The sequence below is a fragment of the Phycisphaerales bacterium genome (assembly GCA_035627955.1).
Classification (GTDB): domain Bacteria; phylum Planctomycetota; class Phycisphaerae; order Phycisphaerales; family UBA1924; genus JAEYTB01.
The window spans coordinates 121,647-145,939 of record DASPKU010000001.1 but is presented as its reverse complement, the minus strand read 5'-3'; the positions used below and the strand labels follow the sequence as shown (position 1 = coordinate 145,939).

Sequence of the window (24,293 nt, the reverse complement as noted above, 5' to 3'; positions counted from 1 at the left end):
GCAGTGTAGTGGAGGCAGGACATAGCGACGAAGACGTCGCCATGGCACGCAATGGGAGCCAGTGCAGCAGCATCACGCGCGGAGAGCGCGGGAGTCCTTCACGCCGAGCGTGGCGTAGATCTCGCGGGTGGCGGTCGAGCGGTTGAGCGTGTAGAAGTGGATGCCAGCGACGTTGTGGTCCAGCAGATCTCGGCACTGCTCGGTGGCCCAGTGCACGCCCACGCGCCGCACCGCCTCCTCCTCGCCGCCCGTGCGGTTGATCGCGCGGATCAGCGGGGCGGGGTAGCGGGCGCCCAGCGCCAGCTCGGCCATGCGCCGCATTCCTGCGGCCGAGGTGATCGGCATGATGCCGGCGATGATCGGGATGCGGATGCCCGCGAGCTCGCAGCGGGCGCGGAAGTCGTAGAAGTCGCGGTTGTCGAAGAACAGCTGCGTGACGATGAAGTCGGCGCCCTCATCAACCTTGGCCTTGAGGCGGTCCATCTCGACCATGCGGTTGGGGGTCTCGCAGTGGCCCTCCGGGTAGCCCGCGACGCCGATGCCGAAGCCGCGACGGTCCTTGTGCAGCGAGCGGTCGTTGAACTTCCTGATGTGCTTGACAAGCTGCGCGGCGTAGCGGAAGTCCTTCCAGGGGTCGCCGTCATGGCTCTTCGGGACGTCGCCGCGCAGGGTCATGATGTTGGTGATGCCGGCCTTGGCGTACCGGAGGAGGATCTCATCGATCTCGTGCTGCGTGTGGCAGACGCAGGTGAGGTGCGGGATGGGGTCGAGGGTGGTGGTCGTCTTCAGCTTGACGACCAGCTCGTGGGTGAGTTCGCGGGTGGACCCGCCGGCCCCGTAGGTGGCGGAGACAAATGTGGGGCGGAGGCTCTCCAGCTCGGCGATGTTGGAGAACAGCTCGCTGGCCGCGGCTTCCGACTTGGGCGGGAAGAACTCGAAGCTGAAGGTGGTCTGCTGCTCGGCGAAGATGTCGCGGATGTGCATTGGGAGGCTCGCCGAGGGACTTGGTATGGCCTTTCAGCAGTATATCCGGATGAACGGATGGATGCCAGAGGTCCGGTAAAGTCGTGCATGGATCACGACCCAAAGACAGGTTCGTGACACCCCACCCATATCGGCTACTTCTTCTTGTCCTTGGATTCGAAGATGTTCCCAATGCCCTTCACGGCGTCGCCGACGCCCTTGGTCGCGTCCCCAACCCCCTTGGTGGCATCGCCCAATGACTTGCCGAGCTGGCCCCCGAGCTGGGTGACCTGATCCCCAACCTTGCCAATGGCCTGCACGCCGACGTCGGCGAGTCCGGAGAGCTGCGAGAGCCCGGCGTTGAGGTCGCCCATGACGTCAGCGGGGATGAGGGAGCCGCCCTTGTCCACGGCCGCGGCGAGGATCGCCTGCAGGATGGTGGACGAGAGCTCGGCGATATCTACGCCCGAGCCGTCGCTGCCGACGTTCGTGAGCTTGATCTCGTGGATGGGGATCGTGAGCTTGGTGGCCCCGGAGGGACCGCCGAGCAGGTCCAGGTGCACTGTCACGTTCGAGATGACAATCTCGCCGATCTTGAACTGCTTGCCGGGGCGGTCCTCGGCGGGCTTGGCCTTGTCACCCTTCTCCGCGGACTCGAGCTTCTTGAGGTTGTTCAGGATGATGTTGTAGTTGGCGCCGCTGCTGTTGCGCTCGAGGTCGAGTTCGACGTTGGTGAGGGCGAAGCGGGGCACGACGACGGTGTCCTTCATCAGTGAGCCGAGGCTGACCTCGAGCGCGCCGTCGCCCAGCGCGAGGAACTTGCCCTCGAAGCCCTGCGGGTTGTCGACCTTGAGGCCCGAGAGGCCGAACTTGCCCGAAGTGAGGCCGATGCTGGCCTTATCGAGCCCGGTGTTCACGCCCAGGGCATAGGTGCCGCCCTTCTCGACGCCGGTCTTGGCAACCGAGTCGATCATCACGAGCGTGATGACGAGCCCGACGATGATCAGCAGGGCGAGCGAAGCGACAATGCGGAGCGCGATCTTGGCTGGCTTGGTCATTGGTTCCCTCCCGTAGGGGCAGAGCATAAGCGCCGCGGGGGAGGCGTGCAGCCCTGGCTGAGCGCTCAAGAAAAACGCCCTGCCGCGGGGGCAGGGCGTTCGGATTCAGTCGATCCTGGGTAGATCAGCGACTTACTGCCAGCCGGTGGTGCGGATTTCGGTGTTCACGCTGCCGGTGCCACGCATGTCGTTGCCCTTGAGGCCGCCGCGGGTCCAGCGCATCTTGCCCTGGAAGCCGTTGGGCGGCATGAGGTCCTCGCTGGGCGCGTCCCACGGGGAGGGCGGGTTGAAGCCGCCGCCGGTGCGGTCGTACTCGATGAGGGTGGGGAAGGGGTTGCTGGGGTTCTCGGGCTTGAAGCCGGGGTTGATGTCGTTGGTCTTCATCATCTTGGCGTGCTGATCGAAGAACAGCATCGCGACCTCAACGCCGTCCGCGGCGAAGAAGACAGGGACCTTGCGGCAGTGGCGGGACTCATTCTCGTAGATCTGAACCTTGTTCATCGGGAAGGCCACCTCGGAGAGCTTGCGCTTGCCGAGGATGCCGGTGGGGTTCGAAGACAGGGAGCCGGGCGTGTAGGCAAAGGTGTTGTAGTAATCACCCTGGATCCAGGTGCCGCGGGTGCCCTTGGTGTCGGGTGCGTAGGAGGCGGGGACGATCTCGTAGCTGGAGCTGTAGGGCCAGCGCTTGTTGTTGTTGACGGAGGGGTCGGCCTGGAGGGGAGCGAACTCGTTGCGCTCGAAGGCCTGCCAGTCCTGCCAGCGGAGGCGGTTCTTGTCCTCGGGGCAGGCGACCATCTTCTCAGGGAGGCGCGAGGTCATGTAGTCCTGAAGGACCAGGTGCGAGTACATGACGTGGGGGATCCAGCGGTCGATGCCCATGAGGTCTTCACGACCGCCACGCCGGCGGATGATGTCGACAGCCTGGGCCGAGGCAGCGCCGGTGTCGTTGGTGCGGGCCAGTGCCTGAAGATCAGCCGGCAGCTTCAGGATGGCGTCCTCGGTGCTGGAGGTAATGGAGAAGGAGTAGATCTTGTCCAGGTAGTCGGCGGCGTAGTTGTGCGTCGCTACGCCGTGCTGCTGGAGGTTGGCCAGGCACACGGCCATGCGGCCGGAGCACCGGGCCTTGTTGAGCGCGGGCAGCAGGATGCCGATCAGCAGCGCGATGATGGCAATCACGACGAGCAGCTCGATCAGCGTGAAAGCGCGGCGGAACGGAACGTTGGATCGCATGGCAGTCCCTCTAGAAGTGCTGTTCTTCATTGATGTCACCCCTGACTTCCAAGAACTGGAAAGGGCGCGATCGCGGGTGGATCCCCGCCTTCGACCAGTGTACTGCATCAGGCCGCTAGAGCAAGCGCAGTCTTATCCACAGATACTGGGCGTGTTTGGGTTTGGATGCAGGAAAACCATGAGGCCACCTGCATGGGGCGGTCGCAGGTTGTTCGTATGCTCCTGCCGGACCGCGACTTACCGAAGAACTTCGCCGCCGCCGTAATCGACACCCTTGATGCCCCGCCGGGTCCACCGGTAGTAGCCCAGCACCGTCTCGGAGGGGGCCCCGCTGAGGGTGCGCGGCTCGGCCGGGCTGGGATAGTAGAGATAGCTGGTGATGGCGTTGATGTTGTCGGGCGTGAGGGGGTTCCAGCCCTTGTTGGCGTCGCCCGTGCGGAGAAACCGCACGGAGCCATCGAAGAACAGCAGCGGCTGCTTGGCGTCGGCGTAGGCGTGGAAGATGGTCTTCTTGCGGCTGTGGCGGTCGAAGAGATCGAAGATGTAGACCTTCTGGGAGGGGAACGTGACCTGGTCCATGCGCACGCTGGTGAACTGCGTTGTCGTGGGCGTGGTGTAGAGCAGGTGGTTGCCCATGGCGCCGCTGGCCTGGCGGATGCCGTTGGTGCCGGTCAGGTTGTTCCAGGAGCTGGGCACCGCCTGGTAGGTGGACCAGAAGGGCAGGAACTGCTTGTACGCGGGCTCGCCGGTGGGGTCAGGGTCGAGCGTGCCCGCGAGCGGGTTGGTGGGGTTATTGACGAGGTTGTTCTGCCACGTGATGGCATCCTTGTCGTCGGGGCAGGCGACGGCACGCTCGGGAAGCTTGTCGCCGAAGTAGCCGCCGTCCACGAGGACGAGGTAGGAGAAGTTGCGGGCGATCATGCGCCCGGTGAACATCGGCTGGTTGTTCTTGAGGTGACGCCGGACGATGTCGAGCGCCTGGTTGATGTGGGCCTGGGTGGCGCTGCCGGAGGTGCGCAGGTCGGCGTACTGCGTCTGGTGCGTGCCCTGCTTCCAGGAGAACTGCGCCAGGGAGTTGCGGGCATCGACCGAGTAGGCGGTGAGACCGGTGCCCATCTGCCGCATGTTGCTCATGCATACATCCATCCGCGCGACCTTGCGGGCGGAGGCGAGGGAGGGCAGCAGGATGCCGATCAGCAGCGCGATAATGGCGATGACGACGAGGAGCTCGATCAGGGTAAAGGCACGCCGGTTCATGGGATACTCCTGACGACCCCCTGACATCCTAGCAGTTTACCGCACCTCGCCGCCAGCGAAGTCCACGCCTTTGAGGCCGCGGCGCGTCCAGCGGTAATAGCCCTCGACGGTGTCGGCAGCGTTGCCAGAGACGGTGCGGGGCTCACCCACGGTTGGCCAGTACTGGTAGGTGGTGGTGGCCATGCTGGTGGGCGTGGTGGGGTTCCAGCCCTTGTTGGAGTCGCGGGTGGTGCGGATATTCGCCGAGCCATCGAACATGAGCAGCGGCTGGCGCGCCTGCGGGTAGGCGTGGAAGATCGTGTTCTTATGGCTGTGGCGGTCGAAGAGGTCAAAGACGTAGACCTTCTGCGACGGGAAGTTGATCATGTCCATTCGGGTTGTGTTGAAGACCGTCGCGGTCGGCCCATTGCCGGGGATGTAGTAATACAGCAGGTGGTACCCCGCCTGGCCGCTGGCCTGGTAGATGCTGCTCGGGCCGGTCTGGTCGGAGAAGGCGCAGGGGACGGCCTGATAGGTGGACCAGAAGGGGAGGAACTGCTTGAACGCAGGCGACGCGGCCGGGTCGGGGTCGACCGTGCCGGCCGTGATGTTGGTGGGGTTGTTAACGAAGTTCTTCTGCCAGACGAGGGTGTCCCGATCATCGGGACAGGCGACGGCCTTCTCCGGGAAGCCATCGCCGAAGTAGCCGCCGTCCACGAGGACCATGTAGGAGAAGTTGCGGGTGAGCATCCGGTCGGTGACCGGCTGGATGGTCGGGTTCTTGAGCCAGCGGCGGGCGATGTCCACCGCCTGCGCGGCGTGGGCCTGAGGGGCGCCCTCCATGGCGGCGGTGTTGAGGTCGGCCCAGAAGCTCTGGCCTTGGCCTGTCTTCCACGAGAACGCGGCGAGGCTGCCGCGCTTGTCCATGGCGTAGGCCTGCAAGCCCACGCCCATGGAACGCATGTTGCTGAGGCAGATGTCCATCCTCGCGACCTTGCGCGCCTTCGCGAGCGCGGGCAGGAGGATGCCGATCAGCAGCGCGATGATGGCGATGACCACCAGCAGCTCGATCAGCGTGAATGCGGGAGAACGACGGACCGTGCGCGCGGGCATGTTGTGCACCCCTTGGAGAAACGCGAGGCCGTCCCGGGTTGGATCACGCATGGCCCGGAGCGGGTAGACGGGTAGCGAGCGCCACCCGGAAAACAATGTACCACGCCGGGGTGATCGGACAAGCGGCTTGGCGTCCAGTAAATAAAGAACGCCGGCGGGTATTTGGGCCCGCCGGCGGTCGGTTCGGCTGGATTTCTGCAATGGCCACGACCGTCAGGGCGCGGCCGGCGGCAAGCTCAATAGCGGTAGTGGTCGGCCTTGTAGGGGCCGTCGGGGCTGACGCCGAGGTAGCTGGCCTGAGCGGGGCTGAGGCGGGTGAGCTTCACGCCCAGCTTTTCGAGGTGCAGGCGTGCGACCTCCTCGTCGAGCTTCTTGGGCAGGGTGTAGACCTTGCCGGTCTCGTAGCGGAAGCCGCTGAGGGTGGGCTTGTTGTTGGCGTTGAGCCACAGGTCCAACTGCGCGATGGTCTGGTTGGTGAACGAGCTGCTCATCACGAAGCTGGGGTGGCCGGTGGCGCAGCCCAGGTTCATCAGGCGGCCCTCGGCGAGCACGAGGATGGACTTCTCGTTCTTGCCGCCGGCGTTGAATACGAACTCGTCGTACTGGGCCTTGATGTTGACGCGCTTGACGCCGCCCTTCTCAACGCCCTTGTAGAGCGAGGCCATGTCGATCTCGTTGTCGAAGTGGCCGATGTTGGCGACGATCGCCTTGTCCTTCATCTTCTGCATGTGCTCGACGGTGATGACGTCCTTGTTGCCCGTCGCGGTAATGAAGATGTCGGCGGTCTCGACCACGTCCTCGAGCACGGCGACCTGGTAGCCCTCCATCGCCGCCTGGAGGGCGTTGATGGGGTCGATCTCGGTGACGATCACGCGGCAGCCCTGGCCGCGGAGGGCCTGGGCGCAGCCCTTGCCCACGTCACCGTAGCCGAGCACCACGGCGACCTTGCCGCTGAGCATGACGTCGGTGGCGCGGTTGAGGCCGTCGACGAGCGAGTGACGGCAGCCGTACAGGTTGTCGAACTTGCTCTTGGTCGCGGAGTCGTTGACGTTGATGGCGGGCATGCGGAGCGTGCCGGCCTTCTGCATCTCGTAGAGGCGGTGCACGCCGGTGGTGGTCTCCTCGGAGACGCCCTTGATGCCGGCGATGACCTTGGTCCAGCGGCCTGGGTTCTTCTTCTGCTCATCGCGGAGCAGATCCAGGATCACTCCCCACTCCTCAGGGTCGGTGCTCGCGTTGAAGTCCGGGACCTTGCCGGCCTTCTCGAACTCGGCGCCCTTGTGCACGAGCAGCGTGGCGTCGCCGCCGTCGTCCAGCAGCAGGTTGGGGCCGCCGCCGTCGGGCCAGCGGAGGGCCTGCTCGGTGCACCACCAGTACTCGGGCAGCGTCTCGCCCTTCCAGGCGAAGACGCTCACGCCCTTGGGGTTGTCGATGGTGCCGCTCGGGCCGACCACAACGGCCGCGGCGGCGGAGTCCTGCGTCGAGAAGATGTTGCACGAAACCCAGCGGACGCTGGCGCCGAGGTCAACGAGGGTCTCGATGAGCACCGCAGTCTGCACGGTCATGTGCAGGGAGCCCATGATGCGTGCGCCCGCGAGGGGCTTCTGGCCCTTGTAGCGGGCGCGGAGCGCCATCAGGCCGGGCATCTCGTGCTCGGCGAGGCGGATCTCCTTGCGGCCGAGCTCGGCGAGGGTGAGGTCGGCGACTTTGTAGTCGAGGGACTGGTGGATGGAGGGCTTCAGCGTTTTGGACGGCGAGGCGGTGGCGGTCATGGGGGCTCCTGAATGCGGAAAGCGGAAACCAGAAAGCGGAAATGCTCAGTTGATGCGAGCGGTCGCGACGAACAGGCCAGGGCCTTTCGCATCGGGTTCGGTGGGGAGTTCGCGGTAGTTGACGTCGGCGAAGCCGGCGGACTTGAGCAGCCTGGTCATGCTCTGATGAGAGAAGCCCAGGTGCTGGTGGCCCATGGTCTGGCGGTACTCGGTGCGGTCGTGCTCCACCATATCCACGATGAGCAGCGTGCCGCCCGCACGCCCGGCGCGGAGGATGCGGGCGGCCTCCGTGAGGAATGCGCCGGGGTCGGCGATGTGGTGCAGGACGAGCACCGCGACGGCGGCATCAATTGTCCGGTCGGGGATCGGCAGCTTCTCAGCCACCGCCTCGACGAAAGTCACGTTGGGCGCGTCCTTCAGCCGTTCACGCGCGGCCTCGAGCATCGGGCCGGAGACGTCCACCGCGACCACGCGCTCGACGACGGGCGCGAGCAGCTCGGACGCGTTGCCGGTGCCGCAGCCGAGGTCGGCGATGGTCCAGTCGCTGCGGATCAGCGAGAGCAGGGCGAGCGAGGTAAAGCGGGCGCCGAAGAGCTCGTTGCGGAGGTGGTCCCACTCGCCCGCGAAGCGGCCGAAGAAGCTGAGGCTGTCGGTGCGTCGCTCCGCGAGCACGGAGCGGAGCCGGCGCTGGTCTTCCTCGACCTCGTGCGTGCCGGGGATCTGCTCGCGCACGGCGAGCCAGAGCGAGCGCGACTCGGTGGGCAGGTCGTCCAGGACGAGGCGATAGAACCCGGCCGTGCCTTCGGAGCGGCGGACCACCCATGCGGCGTCGGCCAGCACCTTGAGGTGGCGGCTCACGGTGGACTGGGGCAGCTGCACGACCTGGGCCAGCTCGCCAACGGACAACGCCTCGCACTCCACCAGGCGGAGAATGCGGAGGCGTGTCATGTCGGAAAGGGCCGCGAGGCGGTCCGTGACCCGGGTGAGGTTGGCAGAGTCGGCACGCTTCATCCGTTTATCCGGATGGAAGGATAGAAGCGAGCTGCCGAAGGGTCAATGGAGACTTGGGCCTCAGTCCTTCACAGGCTCGGCGGTCAGGACGACATCGTCCGGGGCGAGCGCGAAGCTCGGGCCGGGGATTTCGCCGATGCGTCGGACCTCCTTGAGGGTGTCCGGATTTGCGGGCTCGATGAAGTAGGCCATGCGGAGGTGGCGGACTTGCTTGGGGCGGTCGCCGAGGCTGCCGTAGAAGTCGGCGAGGGCGCGCTGTGGGGCGACCGTCTTGCCGCCATCGAGCTTCGCGGCGGTCTTGAGAGCCTGCTGGGCTTCGTCGGCGTTGCCGATCTTGGCGGCGTAGATACCCTGGCGGAGGAAGTCCGAAACGCGCCCGCGCTCGCTGGCGTTGCGGGCAAGGAGTGCGGTGAGGGCTTCACGCTCGCCGGCCTTGTACATGGCCTCGCACAGGGCGTCGAGGTAGGTATCGTTGAGCGGGTAGACGTCGAGGCAGGTGTTCAGCTCGTAGATCGCGGCCTTGGGCTCGCCGGCGTCGATGAGGGTGCGGGCGTAGGCGTAGCGGACCTCGACATCATCGGGCTTGCGGCGGACGTACTCCTCGTAGTCGGTCTTCGCGACGTCGTAGCGGGAGTGCTGGGCGGCGAACTCGGCGTTTTCCTTAACGATGTGGAGGGGACGCTGGTTGGTGCAGCCCCCCACTGCCGCGAGGAGGGCGAGGGTGAGGCAGAGGCAAGTCTTGCGCGGGTTCATGATCCGTCACTCCTGGGAAGGCCGCGTCCGTCGCGGCTGGGCGTGCGATAATTGGGCACGCGGGGGCGAGTTTATCGACTGGCGGAGGGTGCGGGCTGCATCCGACAGGCAGGAGTATGAAGCGGTGGCTCGCTGTGTGATTCTGTGGCATCACGCGATCCCCCGGGAGGCTGGGATGGGGGAAAGCGATCACTACGACTGGATGTTTGAGCGCCCGCAGGAGGCGGGCGGGAAGCTGGTGTCGTTTCGGATCCTTCAGGCGCTGGATCTATCGGAGCCGCAGGAGTTTGCGGCCGTGCGGACGCCGGACCACCGGCGGGAGTACCTCGAGTATGAGGGGCCGGTCAGCGGCGGGCGCGGGCGGGTCCTGCGGGTGGCGAGTGGGGAATGCCTGTCGGTTGTCGAAAGGGCTGGCGAGATGGAGGTAGTCGTGCGGTTCGATGGGGCGGGGGCGGTGGAGCATCGATTTGTGGGTCGAGATGAAGGGACCACGTGGGTGTTCAGCTTCGACCGGGTGCCGGGCCGATAGTTCGGGAAAGCCTCGACGCGCCGGCCCGGCGCGGTATGTTGGTGATCGACTTGCGTGTGCGTTTCGGTCTGGCGCGTTCTGTGCCTGTCGCCCCGATCCTGAAGGGAGCTGCCCGATGCCTCACGACTCTGGTCCCCTGCGTTCGCCCGATGCCCCGGCCGCGAATGGCGGCACCGCGACCCCCGCGCCCCCTTCGGTGCGGCTCGATGCCGGATCACCCAAGATCCAGGCATTCGAGCAGCGGCTGGGGAGCAAGGGCTCTCATGAGGACAAGTGGAAGCGGTCGCCCAACGTCACGGGAAAGGGCGCGATCCACGTGAAGAGCTTCCACTGCAAGCTCAACAATGAGTCGCTGGAGTTCATGGACCAGCAGATCAATGAGTGGCTGGACGCACACCCGCAGTACGAGGTGAAGCTCGTGAACACGACGGTGGGCGACTGGACCGGCAAGCAAGGGCGGGAGCCCAACCTGATCGTACAGGTTTGGGTGTGAGCGGCTGAGAAGTCCGGAAACGTGAAAGCGGGGGTTGAGCGCCGCATGCCGGTCCGGGGAAACGGGGCGGGGCGGGTTGTGCTTTTTGAGCCGGCAGTTATGCTGGCGTGAGCCTTGAGCGGAGTTGCGGGGCGCGCAAGGCGACTCAGGGGGTCATTCCGGTGTCCCGCCGTCCCGGCTCCGGGGCGTTTCGTGGTGTCATTGTGTGGGTCGCGCAAAAAGAGGAGTTCGTGGCATGAAGAAGCATCATGTGGGCGTGGCGCTGTCATTGGTGGCCGCGGCGGGGTTGGCGCAGGCGGTCAACGCGCAGTGCACCGGGTTCTCGGTGTCGTCGACGACCGGGGCGACGATCGTCCCCGGCACGACCGACGTGGGCAACCACGGCGATGACGTGGTGACAAACATCGCGCTTCCGTTCCCGGTGCTGCTCTACGGCGTCTCGTACAACACGGCGACGGTGTCCAGCAACGGCACGATGCAGTTCACGACGGCGAGCAACGCGTACACGAACTTCTGTCTTCCGCAGGCGAACATGGGCGTCGCGCTGCTGCCGCACTGGGATGATCTGCGCACGAACAACCCCGACGGAACCAACGGTGGTCTGGGGATTTTCACCTCGGTGACGGGCGTCGCCCCCAACCGGGTGTTCAACGTCGAGTGGCGGGCGCTGTACTACTCGGGCGGCGGGTCGCTGAACTTCCAGATCCGGATGTTTGAGGACGGCAGCCAGGTCGAGTACATCTATGGCGCCAATCCGGGCCAGAACAACAGCGCGACTGTCGGCGCGCAGCACACCAGCATGCCCGCCACGCAGTACGTGTGCAACAGCGCCGGGCTGGCCGCCGGCCTGAAGCTCACCCTTACCTGCAGCAACGGCACGCTGCCGCCGCAGGGCTCGGGCACGGCCTCGCCCTCCACGGTGGGCGCGTGCTCAAACAGCACGACGCGCCTGGTGGTGCAGGCCTCGCCGGGCTTCAACCCAGCGAGCACGGGGATGACCGTCGTCGGCAACCTCGCCCAGATCGGCGGATCGGTGGAGCAGTCGTTCTACGACGACGGCACGCACGGCGACGTGACCGCCGGCGACAACAACTTCAGCTATCTGGCTTCGCTGCCGTCTGGCATGAGCGTGGGCACCAAGACCATCCCGTGGACGCTCTCGGACGCGCAGAGCCGCAGCACGAGCGGTGTGATCACCGTCAATGTGCAGCCCTGCCCGACTTCGGGCCCTGACGTGTACGTCGGCGATCTGAGCGACATGGACTCGTACGGCACCGTCGATGTTGACCCGGGCCCCGGCACCGTCAACGTGAGCGCTTATTCGGTTGGCACCAACGCCTGCAACCTGGGCGATGTGCCGGTGCTGTGGATCGACCACAACAGCACGCCGGGCTACCAGAGCAACCAGCACCCGACCATCGCGCAGAACATGTACCGCCTCAAGAACGGCCGCTTCGAGCAGATCGGGCAGAGCTGGCTGAAGCACGGCTTCGTGTCGACCAACAGCCAGTTCTGCTCCAACAGCTGCGTGCAGCCCCCCATGGGCGGCGACCAGCTGGGCGTGAACTGCTCCGACCTGTACGGCGCGGGGCTCAACGGCAGCCAGGGGAGCCTCGGGCCGCGGAGCCAGGTGAACGCGACGACGGGCTACTACCCGCACCCCTTCACCGCACCGGCGGCACCGGCGACCATCGGCCGGCGTCTGCAGGTGTACACCAACGACGTGCTGCCGGCGCTCAATGCCGGCGCGACGTACATCGTTGACGGCCACTACGTGACTCAGGACGACGCGCAGTGGGCTAACGGCGGCAACCCCGCCGTCAACGCGTTCAACAACCACTCGTACCGGCTCGTGAACCCCTCCAGCCTGGGCGGCGCGGGTGACCCGACGTTCGCGGGCAACACCGTGCGGTACAAGGCCGGCATCCACGCCTGGCGCGACCTGGACCCAACGGTGATCCTGGGTGACGCGACCTACCTCGACACCAGCATCCACCCGACGGGCATCCGCGGGCGGTTCATCGTGGGCTGCAAGGTGACGGACAACGGCAACGGCACCTGGCACTACGAGTACGCCGTGTACAACGACAACTCCGACCGCGCGGGCGGCTCGTTCAGCGTGCCGGTTGATCCGAGCGCCACCGTGACGAACATCGACTTCCACGGCGTGTTCGCGCACTCCGGCGAGCCCTACCCCAATACGGCGCTCAACCCCGCCAACTGGGCGGGCAGCAAGGTCGGCGGCGAGGTGAAGTGGGCCTGCGCTCCTTACGACGCGGCCACGCAGGGCAACAGCTCCAACGCGATCCGCTGGGGCACGATGTACAACTTCCGCTTCGACTGCGACCGCCCGCCGCAGGACTCGCCGGTGACCGTTGGCCTCTTCAAGCCCGCGACCGCGGCCAGCCCGGCGACGAGCGTGACGGCGGCGGTGAAGGCCCCGCTGGCGCCCCCCAGCCAGTGCGGCCCGCAGGACTTCAACGGCGATGGTGACAGCGGTACCGACCAGGACATCGAGGCGTTCTTCGCCTGCCTGGGCGGCAACTGCTGCCCGACGTGCTGGAGCGGCGGCGCCGACTTCAATGGCGATGGCGACATCGGGACGGACCAGGACATCGAGGCGTTCTTCCGCGTGCTGGGGGGCAGCCCCTGCTGATCCTCAGGTCCTGAATGCATGAGTGAAGGGCCCGGTCGCAGGACCGGGCCCTTTTTCGTCTGTGCGCACCCCAATGGCCGAGGTAGACTGCATCCAGCGGGGTTGGTTGCGGTCGTCGTCGGGGCCCGGTTCCGGGCGTGGGTATTGCTCGTTTGCGAAGGAGACGGTCATGAGCGGACGTTGGTTTGTTGCGGCGCTGGCGGCGGCGGCCGGCACGGCGGGCTCGGTGAGCGCGCAGTGCACCGGTTTCAACCTCACAACGTCCACGGGCGCGACGATCGTGCCCGGGACCACCGACATCGGCAACCACAGCGATGACGGCACGACCGTGCTCGCACTGCCCTTCCCCGTGACCCTCTACGGCCAGACGTACACGCAGGCGAACGTTGGCGCCAACGGGAATCTCCAGTTCACCACTAATGTGACGACGTGGATCAACTCGTGCCTGCGGGCGTCGGCCATGGGCGTCGCGGTGCTGCCGCACTGGGACGACCTGCGGACCAACATCGCCACCGGCAACAACGGCACGCTGGGCGTGTTCACTTCGATCGAGGGCACCGCGCCCAACCGCGTGCTCAACATCGAGTGGCGGACGATCTACCGCGGCACCAGCAACAACTGCAACTTCGAGGTGCGGCTGTTCGAGGACGGCAGCAAAGTCGAGTTCATCTACGGCGAGGGGGCGCAGGCGGGCGTCAGCGCGACCTCGGGCATCCAGCACACGCAGTTCCCGGTGACGCAGTTCTCGTGCAACACCGCGACCCTCACGCCGGGCCTCAAGCTGACCTTCACGTGCACGAACGACCCGATCCCGCCGCAGGGGACGGGCAGCGCGCAGCCGAGCAACGTGTTTGCGTGCAGCGCGCCGGGCTCGACGGTGCTGAGCGTGGTGACGAGCTCGGGCTTCAACCCGCCGAGCACGGGGATGGCGGTGATCGGTAATCTGTCGACCATCGGCGGATCGGCGGAGCAGGCCTTCTACGACGACGGCACCCACGGCGACGCCACCGCGAATGACGGCCGCTTCAGCTTCGCTGCGAGCGTGCCGGTGGGGACCGCTATCGGCACGAAGGTGATCCCGTTCACAGTGGTGGACGCGCAGTCGCGGTCCTTCAACGGGCAGCTGAGCTTCAATGTGACCGCCTGCCCCACTGCCGGGCCCGATGTATACGTCGGCGACCTGAGCGACATGAGCGCGTACGGCACCGTGGACGTCGATCCCGGGGCGGCCACGGTCAACGTGAGCGCGTACTCCGTGGGCACCAACGCCTGCAACCTGGGCGATGTGCCGGTGCTGTGGATCGATCACAACAGCACGCCCGGGTACCAGAGCAACCAGCACCCGACAATCGCGCAGAACATGTACCGGCTGAAGGACGGGCGCTTCGAGCAGATCGGGCAGAGCTGGCTCAAGCACGGCTTCGTGTCGACCAACAGCCAGTTCTGCTCCACCACGTGCCAGCCGCCCCCCATGGGCGGTGATCAGCTGGGCGTCAACTGCTCGGACCTGTACGGTTCGGGCCTCAACGGCAGCCAGGGCAGCCTGGGGCCGCGGAGCCACGTAAACGCGGCGACGGGCTACTACCCGCACCCGTTCACGACCCCGCCAGCGCCGTACATGACCCCGCCGGCAGCGCAGGCCACGATCGGCCGACGCCTGCAGGTGTACACGAACGATGTGACGCCCGCGCTCAACCCGGGCGCGACGTACGTCGTCGATGGCCACTATGTGACGCAGGACGACGCGCGGTTCACGACGGGCGCCTCCCCCGCGATCAACGCGTGGAACAACCACTCGTACCGCCTCGTGAGCCCTGCGAGCCTCGCGGGCGGAACGCCGACTTTCGCCGGCAACACCGTGCGGTACAAGGCCGGCATCCACGCGTGGAAGGACCTGGACCCCAGCGTGCAGCTGAGCAACGCGGTGCACGTGGACCGCAGCGTCAGCAGCGCGGGCATCAACAGCCGCTTCATCGTGGGCAGCAAGGTGACCGACAACGGCGACGGCACCTGGCACTACGAGTACGCCGTGTACAACGACAACTCTGACCGCTGCGGCGGCTCGTTCACGGTGCCGGTGGCATCGTGGGCGACGGTGACCAACATCGGCTTCCACGGCGTGTTCGCGCACTCGGGCGAGCCCTACCCCAACACGGCACTCAACCCCGCGAACTGGGAGGGCAGCAAGGTCGGCGGTGAGGTCCGCTGGGCCTGTGCTCCCTATGACGCGGCCACGCTGGGCAACAGTTCCAACGCGATCCGCTGGGGCACGCTGTACAACTTCCGGTTCGATGCCAATGTGCCGCCGCGTGAGGGGCAGGTGGCGATCGGCCTGTTCAAGCCCCCCACTGCCGAGAGCCCGGAGACGAGCGTGACGGCGCTGGCGGGGACGCCGACCACCGCGTGCGGCACATCCGACTTCAACGGCGACGGCGACTTCGGCACCGACCAGGACATCGAGGCGTTCTTCGCGTGCCTGGGCGGAACGTGCTGCCCCACCTGCTACGCCGGCGGGGCGGACTTCAACGGCGATGGCGACACCGGGACCGACCAGGACATCGAGGCGTTCTTCCGTGTTCTGGGCGGGAATCCCTGCTGATCGCGACACGCGCGACCTTTGAGCGATGACTTGCGACGGCCCGGTTTGACGACCGGGCCGTCGTTCATTGGTCTTTACACGGCCAGAACAACTGGTAGTCTCCCCAGCACGGGCTTTCCGCGCCCGCATATTCGGGGCCTGACCGCTCCGAGAGGGAGACAGACATGCGCTTCACGTTCAACCGCGTTATTCATTTGGGCGCGCTCGCCGCGCCGGTGCTGGCATTCTCCGCCGGCGCTCACGCGTACCTCGGCGGCTTCGAGGCCGGCGATGGCTACGGCGGGTTCCTCTCCGAGGTGCGGCACTGGAACGAGGGCCAGTACGGCACCAACAACGGCGGTCCCGGGGGCAGCCAGACGGCGATCACGCCGGGCTCGGGGCTGTGGTACGGGATCCAGGGCACCATGTACCCGAACTTCAACGGCGGGAACACGGCCTACGCCACCGGTCACGGCGGCGTGGGCATGGGTGGCTCCAACGGCATGATGATCACCACCGGCTGCGACGGTTGGGGCGGCCCGGCGCTCAAGTACGGGTACCGGCTCGACGCCCGCGACCTCAACGGCGTGTCACCGGCAATGACCGCGGGGCAAACTGTGACCGTCAGCTTCTGGACACGCCCACAGCTGTTTGGCACGGGCGAGGGCGGCGGGATCGGTGCGGGCACCATCGGTGACACCGTGGAGTTCGTGGACAGCGCGGGGAACGTCGGCTTCAGCGTGGGCATCCACCAGCCCGGCACCACGACCGATTACGTGGCCTTCAAGAACACCGGCAGTTACACGCTGACGGCCATCGCCGCGGGCGGCGTGTACTCGCGCTGGGACATCCGCCTGGACCTGGCGGCCCAGACCGTCACGGCCGGGTACTACGACGGCTTCACGACGAACTACTCGGTGCTGCTGAGCGGGGCGCCGCTGGCCGCGCCGATGGCGGACCTCAACCGGCTGTTCTTTGAGTCCTCCGGGGGCGTGAACAACGCGAAGCTGTGGGCTCTGGACGACTTCTCGATGCACACGACGGTCCCGGCGCCAGCCTCGGCGCTGCTGCTGGGGCTGGGCGGGCTCGCGGTGGCGCGCCGGCGGCGCTAAGACGCGGCCCTGCACGGGGTTGACGGGCTTTCTGTACACTCGCGCCCGCCGGGGCTCTTCATGAGGCTCGCGGCGGAGGACGCACCGTGGGAAGGATGCTCGGCGTCGTCGTGCTGGTGGCCGTGGTGGTGTTTCTGGTGAAGGCCTACCGGCGGGCGAAGGTCTGAGGTAGGCTGCACCTGGAGGTTTTCGCATGCGCACTCTTGCTCTCACTGCTCTCGTTCTCGTGTCGGCCGCGGGCCTGGCCTATGGCCAGGGCACGGTCACGATGAAGCTGAAGTCCGAGGGGGTCTCCAAGGAACTCGGCTACTACTCGCCGGTGCGGGTGGATCTCTCGAAGGAGAAGCCGGCGGAGATCAAGAAGCTGCCCGAGGGCGTGACGGCGCCGATGTTCGGCAAGCTGCCCCTCACCGTGAAAGGCGAGCGTGCGTTCTTCGTGGTGGTTGATGAGCCGGCGGGGCAGCCCGCGAAGCTGTACATCGACAGCAACGGCAATGGCGACCTCACGGACGATCCCAAGGTTGAGTGGACCGGCAAGGAGAGCAAGGGCGAGGACGAGAAGACGTACACGATGTACTCGGGCGGCGGCATGATCGAGGCCGCCCCGGATTACAAGCTGCGCCTGAGCATGTACCGTTTCGACCCCTCTGACACCAAGCGAGCGGCCCTGGCCGACAAGCTGCTGTTCTACCGCGATTACGCCACCGAGGGCGAGGTGAAGCTCGCGGACAAGGCATACAAGGCGATGCTGGTGGACGACCGCGCGGGCGGGGACTTCACGGCCAAGGGCACGAAGATCGCCATCGACGTCAACGGCAACGGCAAGTGGGAGCGCACGGAGACGTTCGACACGAGCAAGCCATTCAAAGTCGACGGCACGATCTGGGAAGTGGCCGACGTCAGCAAGGACGGGCTCTCGTTCGCGGTCAAGAAGAGCGAGAAGGTCATGGAGGCGGCCGTTGAGGAGAAGACCGTTGACCTCAGCCCCGGCAAGCAGGCGATCGCGTTTGAGGCGACTCTGCTGGACGGCAAGAAGGTCAAGTTCCCCGACGACTACAAGGGCAAGATCGTGCTGGTGGACTTCTGGGCGACGTGGTGCCCGCCCTGCATCAAGGAGATGCCCAACGTAGTGGCCGCGTATGAGCAGTTCCACGACCGCGGCTTCGCGGTGCTGGGCGTGAGCCTGGACCGACCCAACGCCGAGCAGAAGATCGCGGACAAGGCCAAGGAGCTGAAAATGCCGTGGCCGCACGTGTACGACGGCGGCTACTGGGACGCGCGGGTGGCGAAGATGTACGGCGTGCAGTCGATCCCCAAGGCCGTGCTGGTGGATGGCACGACCGGCAAGATCATCGCCACCGGCGGGGACTTGAAGGGCAAGAAGCTGGCCGAGACGATCGAGAAGGCGCTGACGGAGAAGGGCAGGAGCTGATCGATCGTGGTCGGCGTCAGGGTTGGTCCGCCCCAGGAGTCTCGGCATCATCGGACTCGTCATCGCTGGGGATCGCCGATTGCACGCTGGTGACGACCGGCTTGGGACCGCCGTCGACCTGCACCCCGCGGATGATCACCTCACCCTCGTAGACGCGGGTGAGGTCGAGCGTGCGCTGCGCAAGCTCCGGGCGAGGCCGGAGTACGAGGTCGATGGTTTTCCCCTTCGGGAGGCGGCCGCTGTACCACAGGGTCCGGGTCGCGCCGTCTGATCCCCACGGAGAACCCGCGTATCCCTGGAAGTCAGCCGCGCCGCTGCTGAGCGTACCCAGGTTCACCTCTTTGCTCACGCCCTCCACGTGGTTGTGGGTTCGGGCGATGACGTCGAAAACGATGGGCACGGGCAGATCGCCGATGCTGAAGTCGGCGTGCACGTAGCTGCCGAAGAGCTGGCGGTTGACGGTGAAGTGTGAGGGGCGGAGCTTTTGCGCAAGCTCCGCCGCGAGCTGCTCGCTCGCGGGGACTCGTTCGACGCTCGCCACCCCCGCCGGCATGACCTCCACGGGCACACTCAGCTTCACCTTGCGGACACGCGGAGAGGTCGGCTTCGGCTTGCCCGCCCCGAAGCTCATGACCCCCACCGCTGACGTCCACTTCTCCACGTAGACCAGCACTTCGAGCTCGATCACCGCTGGCCCGGGGGGCAGGTCCGACTTGGTGCGAAACACGGCGACAGAGGTGTTGTTCTGCGGCATTCCCCATGCCGCGGCCTGCGGCATGATCATGATGTGAGCCAGCGGCATGTTGGGCGCGGCCGCGGCACCGAAGATGTTCTCGCTTCCCGGCTCGGGCCACGTCCTGTTCAGCTTCTCGCCATTGATGGTCGCGGTCTCGAGCCAGATGGAGGCCATGGCCTGGTCGCCCCCCGCGCGGAGCTCGTGCGCAACGCCCACCGGGAAGACGTCCCCGGCAGTCACGCGCGGGCGGGCCTTGAGTTTGGGGAGGACCGACTGGGACAGGAACCGTTGCTCGTCCTGCTTCATCAACCGCCCATTCAGCCGCACGCGGTCAATGACGTCGCTCCACTCCTTGCCCCACGCCCGCGCAGGGTCGGCCTGGCGGTCGAGTGTGTACGCGAGGATGCGCTGCTCCTGGGCGATGTCGACATTCGCCGCAGCAAGACGGTTGAAGAACTCTCCGGCGATCAGGGCCGCCCTCTTGCTGTCGACGCGGTCGACCTCCCACAGCAGCAGGCCCAGCCGCTTGTAGCGGTTGACGTCGGTCCCGGTGATCGACGCGAACAGCACCACGCCGATGGGCGCCAGCGGCATCAGCACGAACAGCACACCCGAGAGGATGAACACCGGCCGCTTGCGTCGCTGCCCGATCCGCACCGCCTTCTCACGCTTCAGCCCCGCGCCGCACTCGGGGCATGTCACGTTGGCGGGGTAGATGTTCTCGAGGTCGAACCCGCACCAGCGGCAGGTGGGGTGGTCGTTGAGGCGCTTGCCGCGGACGCCCAGGACGATGAGCAGCGTACCTAGCAGCATGACGCCGAGCAGCGCGAGCAGGATCGGTGCGAGCATGAGGCCTCCCGCCCACCAGCATAACGGCCCGCCCCGCGGTGCCGATCACGTTTGCGGGTAGTTGGGTACGCTGCCGGGCTGACGTCGACCGGTGAGAGAGTGATGACCAAGTTTATCTGGCCGCTGTTGTGCCTCCTGCTGGTGCCTGGGTGCGACCGGCGCGCGGCCACCCGGACAACCGTTGTCTCAGGGGTAACCGTGTCCTCGGCGACGGTGCACTACGGGATGCCTTCGCCCCATGGCGCGGCGGAGAAAGGTGAGTCGAGTCTCCGCGCCTCCGGTTCAAAGACCTGAGCGGGAGCCCGCCGTACTTCGTCATCGTCGTCGACAGCCCCTACATCGTTCTTGAACGAGACTTCAAGCGCGAGGTAATCGTCGCCGACGTGAAACTCGGAACGCACTTCGTGCTGCCAGACCTGTCCGTGAACGTCGGCAACGGCGCCCAAGGATCCATGAAGGATGGCCTGATCGTGCTCGTTACGGCCGGTAGTGACGCCGTCAGCACCACAAAGATCGACCCGGTCCTCAGAAAGCTCGTGTCCAACGAATACAAGAGGAACTAGCGGCCGCGTGCTCACGTGACCGCCGGAACGATCCGCAGCTCACCCTCGGGGCCTTCCTGCACCACGCCCAGCTCCTTGAGCGCGGCCAGCGCGGCCTCCTGCTCGGCCTTCTTTTTGGTCTGGCCCCAGCAGCCCTCGAAGCGGCGGCCGCCGATGTCGACGCAGATCTTGAAGCACTTGCTGTGATCAGGGCCTTGCTCGTCGAGCGTGCGGTAGGCGGGCGTGGACCCAAACGCCTGCTGGGCGTGCTGCTGCAGCACGCTCTTGAAGTTCTGCTGGTGCCCGCTCTGCGCAGCCTTCTCGACCACAGGCGTGACCAGCGGTCGGATGAACTCCGCGGTCTTGTCGAACCCCGCATCGAGGTACATCGCGCCGATCACTGCCTCGAGCGCGGCCGCGGCGAGCGAAGGGGGCATGGCGGCGCCGCTCTGCATGCCCTTGCCAAGCACCAGGAACTGCTCGAGGCCGAGCTGGCGGGCGAGGACAGCGCACATCTCGCGGCTGACGGCGTGGCTCTTGATCTTGGTCATGTCGCCTTCGCGCAGGGCCGGGTAGCGGCGGAAGACCATCTCGCACACCACCATGCCGAGCACGGCGTCGCCCAGGAACTCGAGCCGCTCGTTGGAGGAGAGCGGTGTATCGGCGGTGCTGGCGTGCCGCAAGGCAAGCTCGAGCAGGGCGGGGTCCTTGAAGTTGTGGCCGAGGAGCGCCTCGACCCTGGCGCGCGAAGATTCGTCCATAGAGCACGGAGGGCCCACCGGGGCGTGAAGGGCGGGCCAGTGCTGGCGCTTGCACGCCGACTCGCGGACCCGGCTACGGGCCGGGGCGGGCGGCATGAAAGCGAGAGCAGTGGCCCCACCAAGGGACGGGTCGAGGATAGCGACCCGGTCAAGAGCGTACCTTACCCCCGCGGATAGGTGGGCGGATTTGCAGGGGGATTTGGGAAGGGGCTGGCCGGGGCTGCGGTGGGTGTCTATTGTTCCGGCCCTGAACTGAGCCAAGGACGAGGTTTCTATGCACTACCCACACCGCACCAGCCGCATCAAGCGCAAGCGCGCCATCGGTTTCCGCGCCCGGATGAAGACCAAGAACGGCCGCAAGCTGATCAACCGCAAGCGGGCCGCGGGCCGTTCCCTGAACGTCGCGGACAAGTAAAGACCGCTCCCAGCCAGAACTGAGCCGAGACCTGCGGAGGTCTCGGTTTTTGTTGCGCTGGGGGATAGGGCGAGGGGCACCCCGAGGAGCCATGGGATCTCGGGGACAGATGCGCGGGTGCCGTGAGGTTACCATCCGCCCCGATGACCACCCCGACTCAGGCGTACGCGGACCCGGCCACACCCCAGGAAGTGCAGGCGGCGGCGGAGAAGTTCCGGCGCGACTACGCGGCGGTGAAGGAGCAGATCGGGCGGGCGGTAGTCGGGCAGTTGGACATCGTGGACGGGGTGCTGACCTGCCTTTTCGTGGGCGGGCACGTGCTGCTGGAGGGCGTGCCCGGGATCGGCAAGACGCTGCTGGTGCGTACGGTGGCGCGGTGCGTGAACCTGAGCTTCTCGCGCATCCAGTTCACCCCCGACCTGATGCCGGCGGACATCTCCGGCACCACCATCGTCGCCGAGTTTGACGACGGGCGCGGCGGGAAGGAGCGGCGGTTCACCTTCCAGCCCGGGCCGATTTTCGGGCAGATCGTGCTGGCCGACGAGATCAACCGCGCCACGCCCAAGACCCAGGCCGCGCTGCTGGAGGCGATGCAGGAGCGGAGCGTGACGGTGGGCGGGAAGACGCACCGGCTGCCCGAGCCGTTCATGGTGCTGGCGACGCAGAACCCCATCGAGCAGGAAGGCACGTACCCGCTGCCCGAGGCGCAGCTGGACCGCTTTTTCTTCAAGCTGCTGTCTACAACGCCGGGACGGGCGGACCTTTCTGAGATCCTCAACCGAACCACCACGGCCTCGGAAGCGGAAATCAGGCCGGTGCTCGACGGCCCCACCATCCTGGCGCACGGCCGGCTTATCCGGCGCGTGGCGATCGCGCCGCACGTGCAGGACTACGCGGTGCGGATGGTGCTGGCGACGCACCCGACGAGCTCGGGCGGGCAGTACGCCACGCCGATGGTCAATAAGTTCGTGCGGCTGGGCGCCTCGCCCCGCGCGGCCCAGGCCCTGGTGCTCGCGGGCAAGTGCCGGGCGCTCCTGGATGGCCGCAGCGTCGTGTCGACCGATGACCTGCGGGCGGTGGCGATCCCCGCGCTGCGGCACCGCCTCATCATGAACTTCGAGAGCCACGCCGAGGGCCTCACGGCCGACACGGTAGTCGCCAACATGGTCTCGACGCTGCCGCTGGAGGGGGCGTGATACGGACGGCGATCGCTGCTGTGCTCGGCGCGGTGGTCGTGATGCTCACGGCATGCTCGAGCGGACCTCGCGCCGCGCCGCAGGCGGTGAACCCCGCGGCGCTGCCGCGACTGGACGCGTTCCGCGACTCGCGGGTCGTTGTGACCCTGCCACCGCAGGCCGAGCCCCCACCATCGGGCGCAACGCTCGACGACGGGACGCGGCTCGAAGCCGAAGTGTTCCGCATCTTCGTGAACCGCTCGGAAGGTGCCAATGGCGAGGCATGGCTGCCCGCTGCCGGCGCGTGGGGCTCCATCCGCGCGAAGGATGCAGCGAAAGGCGTGTCCCCCTGGGTGGTGGTGGTGCAGACGCCACGCGAGAGCGACGCAAAGACAATGACCGTCGCCGGGCGCGACTATGCGCTCAACTGGCTGCCGGATGTCTCGCTGCTGCCGGTGCCTAACGAGGAGGCGCCCGAGCCGCTGCTGAATCCGTGGCCTGCCGTTGCCGATGACCGCGCCCGAGCTGACCCGGGGCTGCTGCGGCGCGTGTCCTCGGAAGCTCAGAGTCCGCTCACGCGCTGGCGGTACAAGCTGCTGTTCAATGGCCTCGCGCCTAGGCCCGCCGGCGCTGAGCCCGTCGGTTTCAAGGACCCGGTGATCGAGGCGATCGCCCGACAGAATGAGGATCGCTGGCGCGTCGCCCTCGCGTGGCTGTGGAGCGCCGACCCCGAGCTCGCGTGGCGACTGAAGCAGCGCGTCGCCGCAGTCGTCGACTTCGGCGCGGGCGTGCACGCGCCCGCGTGGCCGCTGGACCACGCGGCCCTCGACCTGCTGCTCGCCAGCCTGCTAAACGCGAGCATCACGCCCGAGCGCCGCGTCGAGCTCGCCCGGGCATGGCTCATGGACCAACCAAGCGGCGTCGCGTGGGTGATTGACGATTCCGGCGTACTTGATGAAGCACGGCGCACCCCCGTGGCCACCATCGGATTCGCCAACCTCGGCGACGTCGCCACGCGGGTGTGGGTCGAGTCGCAGGCGCGCGAAGACTCTGACTTCCTGCCGCTGCTCTCGCTGAGCTCGCTGAAGCTGCTCGTGCCCGTGCCGGGGTGTGAGACCGCGGGTGTGCTCGCCGCGGAACTGCGGGCGCACATCGGGCGGAGCGCCACCGGCCTTTCGGTGCTGTGCGACCGCGTGCCCGTGCAGCCGCCCGGGCTGACAATCGGGCCGCTCGTCCGGGATTACAGCATGCAGGCCTGGCTCCGCGGGCCGGAGGGCCTGGCCGAACTGCGTACCGAAGAAGACTGGGCCACCGCGGCGCTGCTGCACCGGCCCGCCCCCGACCCGGCCGCGCCGCCGTCCAGGCTGGAATCCCGCCGCTGGGAACTGGTGGTCGAGTGCCGCCTCCCCTCTGCGATTGACCCAGACACGCTCAAGCGGGAGGCGGTGATGCTCTACTTCGGTTCTCCGGGGAAACCCACGGCCATTTTGCGGATTGACATGACTGGCGGCGTTCGGAATGTGCTGCCCGCCGACCTCAACCTTCCACCAGAACTCGCCCCCTCGCCTGGGCAAACCGAGGTCACGCGCGCCGTCGATCGGTGGTCGTTCAGGTTCAATCCCCCCCCCGGTGCGGTGGAACACGACGGGACGCTGCGGCTGGGGATTGTGCGCACCGACGCCCGCGGGGTGCGCTCAGCGTGGCCCCGCCCCATGCTCCCCTGGCAGGCGGAGCCCGGGCGAGCGGCCCTCCACACCCGCGCGTGGGGCGGAAGCGGCGAATAACTCCGCGCTGCGCCGATGTGCCCGGAAACTCTTTGACCTCACGGACCCCTTCTGGTAGACCAATGTCCTCGGCGCGGAGGGTCCGCGCGCGCTTA

19 protein-coding genes are annotated in these 24,293 nt (G+C 66.8%); 9 read left to right on the top strand and 10 right to left on the bottom strand.

The window, feature by feature from the left end; translation table 11 throughout:
* Positions 1-72: 72 nt before the first annotated feature.
* From metF to VD997_00585, 8 genes are all read right to left on the bottom strand, one after another.
* Positions 73-984, bottom strand: a complete 912-nt coding sequence (gene metF / locus VD997_00620) for a methylenetetrahydrofolate reductase [NAD(P)H] (GenBank protein HYE60471.1) — start codon at positions 982-984, stop codon at positions 73-75.
* 134 nt (positions 985-1,118) lie between these two features.
* Positions 1,119-2,021, bottom strand: coding sequence for an AsmA family protein (locus tag VD997_00615; protein ID HYE60470.1), 903 nt, complete (start codon positions 2,019-2,021; stop codon positions 1,119-1,121).
* A gap of 132 nt (positions 2,022-2,153) precedes the next feature.
* Positions 2,154-3,251, bottom strand: coding sequence for a prepilin-type N-terminal cleavage/methylation domain-containing protein (locus VD997_00610; GenBank protein HYE60469.1), 1,098 nt, complete (start codon positions 3,249-3,251; stop codon positions 2,154-2,156).
* A 237-nt stretch (positions 3,252-3,488) separates the two neighbouring features.
* Positions 3,489-4,508 carry a prepilin-type N-terminal cleavage/methylation domain-containing protein gene (locus VD997_00605; protein ID HYE60468.1) on the bottom strand — a complete coding sequence of 340 codons (1,020 nt, stop codon included), beginning with the start codon at positions 4,506-4,508 and terminating at the stop codon, positions 3,489-3,491.
* A 36-nt stretch (positions 4,509-4,544) separates the two neighbouring features.
* A complete protein-coding gene (locus VD997_00600) occupies positions 4,545-5,600 on the bottom strand; it encodes a prepilin-type N-terminal cleavage/methylation domain-containing protein (GenBank protein HYE60467.1) in 1,056 nt (351 codons plus the stop codon).
* 236 nt (positions 5,601-5,836) lie between these two features.
* On the bottom strand, positions 5,837-7,372 hold the full coding sequence (gene ahcY / locus VD997_00595; protein ID HYE60466.1) for an adenosylhomocysteinase: 1,536 nt from the start codon (positions 7,370-7,372) through the stop codon (positions 5,837-5,839).
* A gap of 45 nt (positions 7,373-7,417) precedes the next feature.
* Positions 7,418-8,383, bottom strand: a complete 966-nt coding sequence (locus VD997_00590; GenBank protein ID HYE60465.1) for a metalloregulator ArsR/SmtB family transcription factor — start codon at positions 8,381-8,383, stop codon at positions 7,418-7,420.
* A 60-nt stretch (positions 8,384-8,443) separates the two neighbouring features.
* The gene (locus VD997_00585) at positions 8,444-9,136 is read right to left on the bottom strand and encodes a tetratricopeptide repeat protein (protein ID HYE60464.1); all 693 of its coding nucleotides are present in this window, start codon (positions 9,134-9,136) and stop codon (positions 8,444-8,446) included.
* A 175-nt stretch (positions 9,137-9,311) separates the two neighbouring features.
* Here VD997_00585 and VD997_00580 point away from each other — a divergent pair, with 175 nt between their 5' ends.
* From VD997_00580 to VD997_00555, 6 genes are all read left to right on the top strand, one after another.
* Entirely contained in the window at positions 9,312-9,665 is a 354-nt protein-coding gene (locus VD997_00580) for a hypothetical protein (GenBank protein ID HYE60463.1), read from the top strand.
* A 115-nt stretch (positions 9,666-9,780) separates the two neighbouring features.
* Positions 9,781-10,158: a hypothetical protein gene (locus VD997_00575; protein HYE60462.1), complete on the top strand. Its 378-nt coding sequence runs from the start codon at positions 9,781-9,783 to the stop codon at positions 10,156-10,158.
* Between the two features lie 235 nt (positions 10,159-10,393).
* Positions 10,394-12,814, top strand: coding sequence for a hypothetical protein (locus VD997_00570; protein ID HYE60461.1), 2,421 nt, complete (start codon positions 10,394-10,396; stop codon positions 12,812-12,814).
* A 169-nt stretch (positions 12,815-12,983) separates the two neighbouring features.
* Positions 12,984-15,413, top strand: coding sequence for a choice-of-anchor X domain-containing protein (locus VD997_00565; protein ID HYE60460.1), 2,430 nt, complete (start codon positions 12,984-12,986; stop codon positions 15,411-15,413).
* A 164-nt stretch (positions 15,414-15,577) separates the two neighbouring features.
* Positions 15,578-16,504: a PEP-CTERM sorting domain-containing protein gene (locus VD997_00560; GenBank protein ID HYE60459.1), complete on the top strand. Its 927-nt coding sequence runs from the start codon at positions 15,578-15,580 to the stop codon at positions 16,502-16,504.
* 193 nt (positions 16,505-16,697) lie between these two features.
* Positions 16,698-17,936 carry a TlpA disulfide reductase family protein gene (locus VD997_00555; GenBank protein ID HYE60458.1) on the top strand — a complete coding sequence of 413 codons (1,239 nt, stop codon included), beginning with the start codon at positions 16,698-16,700 and terminating at the stop codon, positions 17,934-17,936.
* A gap of 16 nt (positions 17,937-17,952) precedes the next feature.
* Here the strand turns inward: VD997_00555 and VD997_00550 are convergent, their stop codons facing one another.
* Positions 17,953-19,521, bottom strand: coding sequence for a hypothetical protein (locus VD997_00550; protein ID HYE60457.1), 1,569 nt, complete (start codon positions 19,519-19,521; stop codon positions 17,953-17,955).
* 574 nt (positions 19,522-20,095) lie between these two features.
* Complete coding sequence (gene rnc, locus VD997_00545; GenBank protein ID HYE60456.1) at positions 20,096-20,824, bottom strand: ribonuclease III; 729 nt, start codon at positions 20,822-20,824, stop codon at positions 20,096-20,098.
* A 274-nt stretch (positions 20,825-21,098) separates the two neighbouring features.
* On the opposite strand from rnc, the gene rpmH reads away from it, so the two are divergent.
* The 3 genes from rpmH to VD997_00530 all read left to right on the top strand — a co-directional run bounded on the left by rpmH (position 21,099) and on the right by VD997_00530 (position 24,198).
* Entirely contained in the window at positions 21,099-21,239 is a 141-nt protein-coding gene (gene rpmH / locus VD997_00540) for a 50S ribosomal protein L34 (GenBank protein ID HYE60455.1), read from the top strand.
* 143 nt (positions 21,240-21,382) lie between these two features.
* Entirely contained in the window at positions 21,383-22,435 is a 1,053-nt protein-coding gene (locus tag VD997_00535; GenBank protein ID HYE60454.1) for an AAA family ATPase, read from the top strand.
* Positions 22,432-24,198 (top strand): hypothetical protein, encoded by a 1,767-nt coding sequence (locus tag VD997_00530; protein HYE60453.1) that lies wholly within the window; start codon positions 22,432-22,434, stop codon positions 24,196-24,198. Before VD997_00535 ends, VD997_00530 begins: the two co-directional genes overlap by 4 nt.
* The last annotated feature ends 95 nt before the right edge of the window (positions 24,199-24,293 follow it).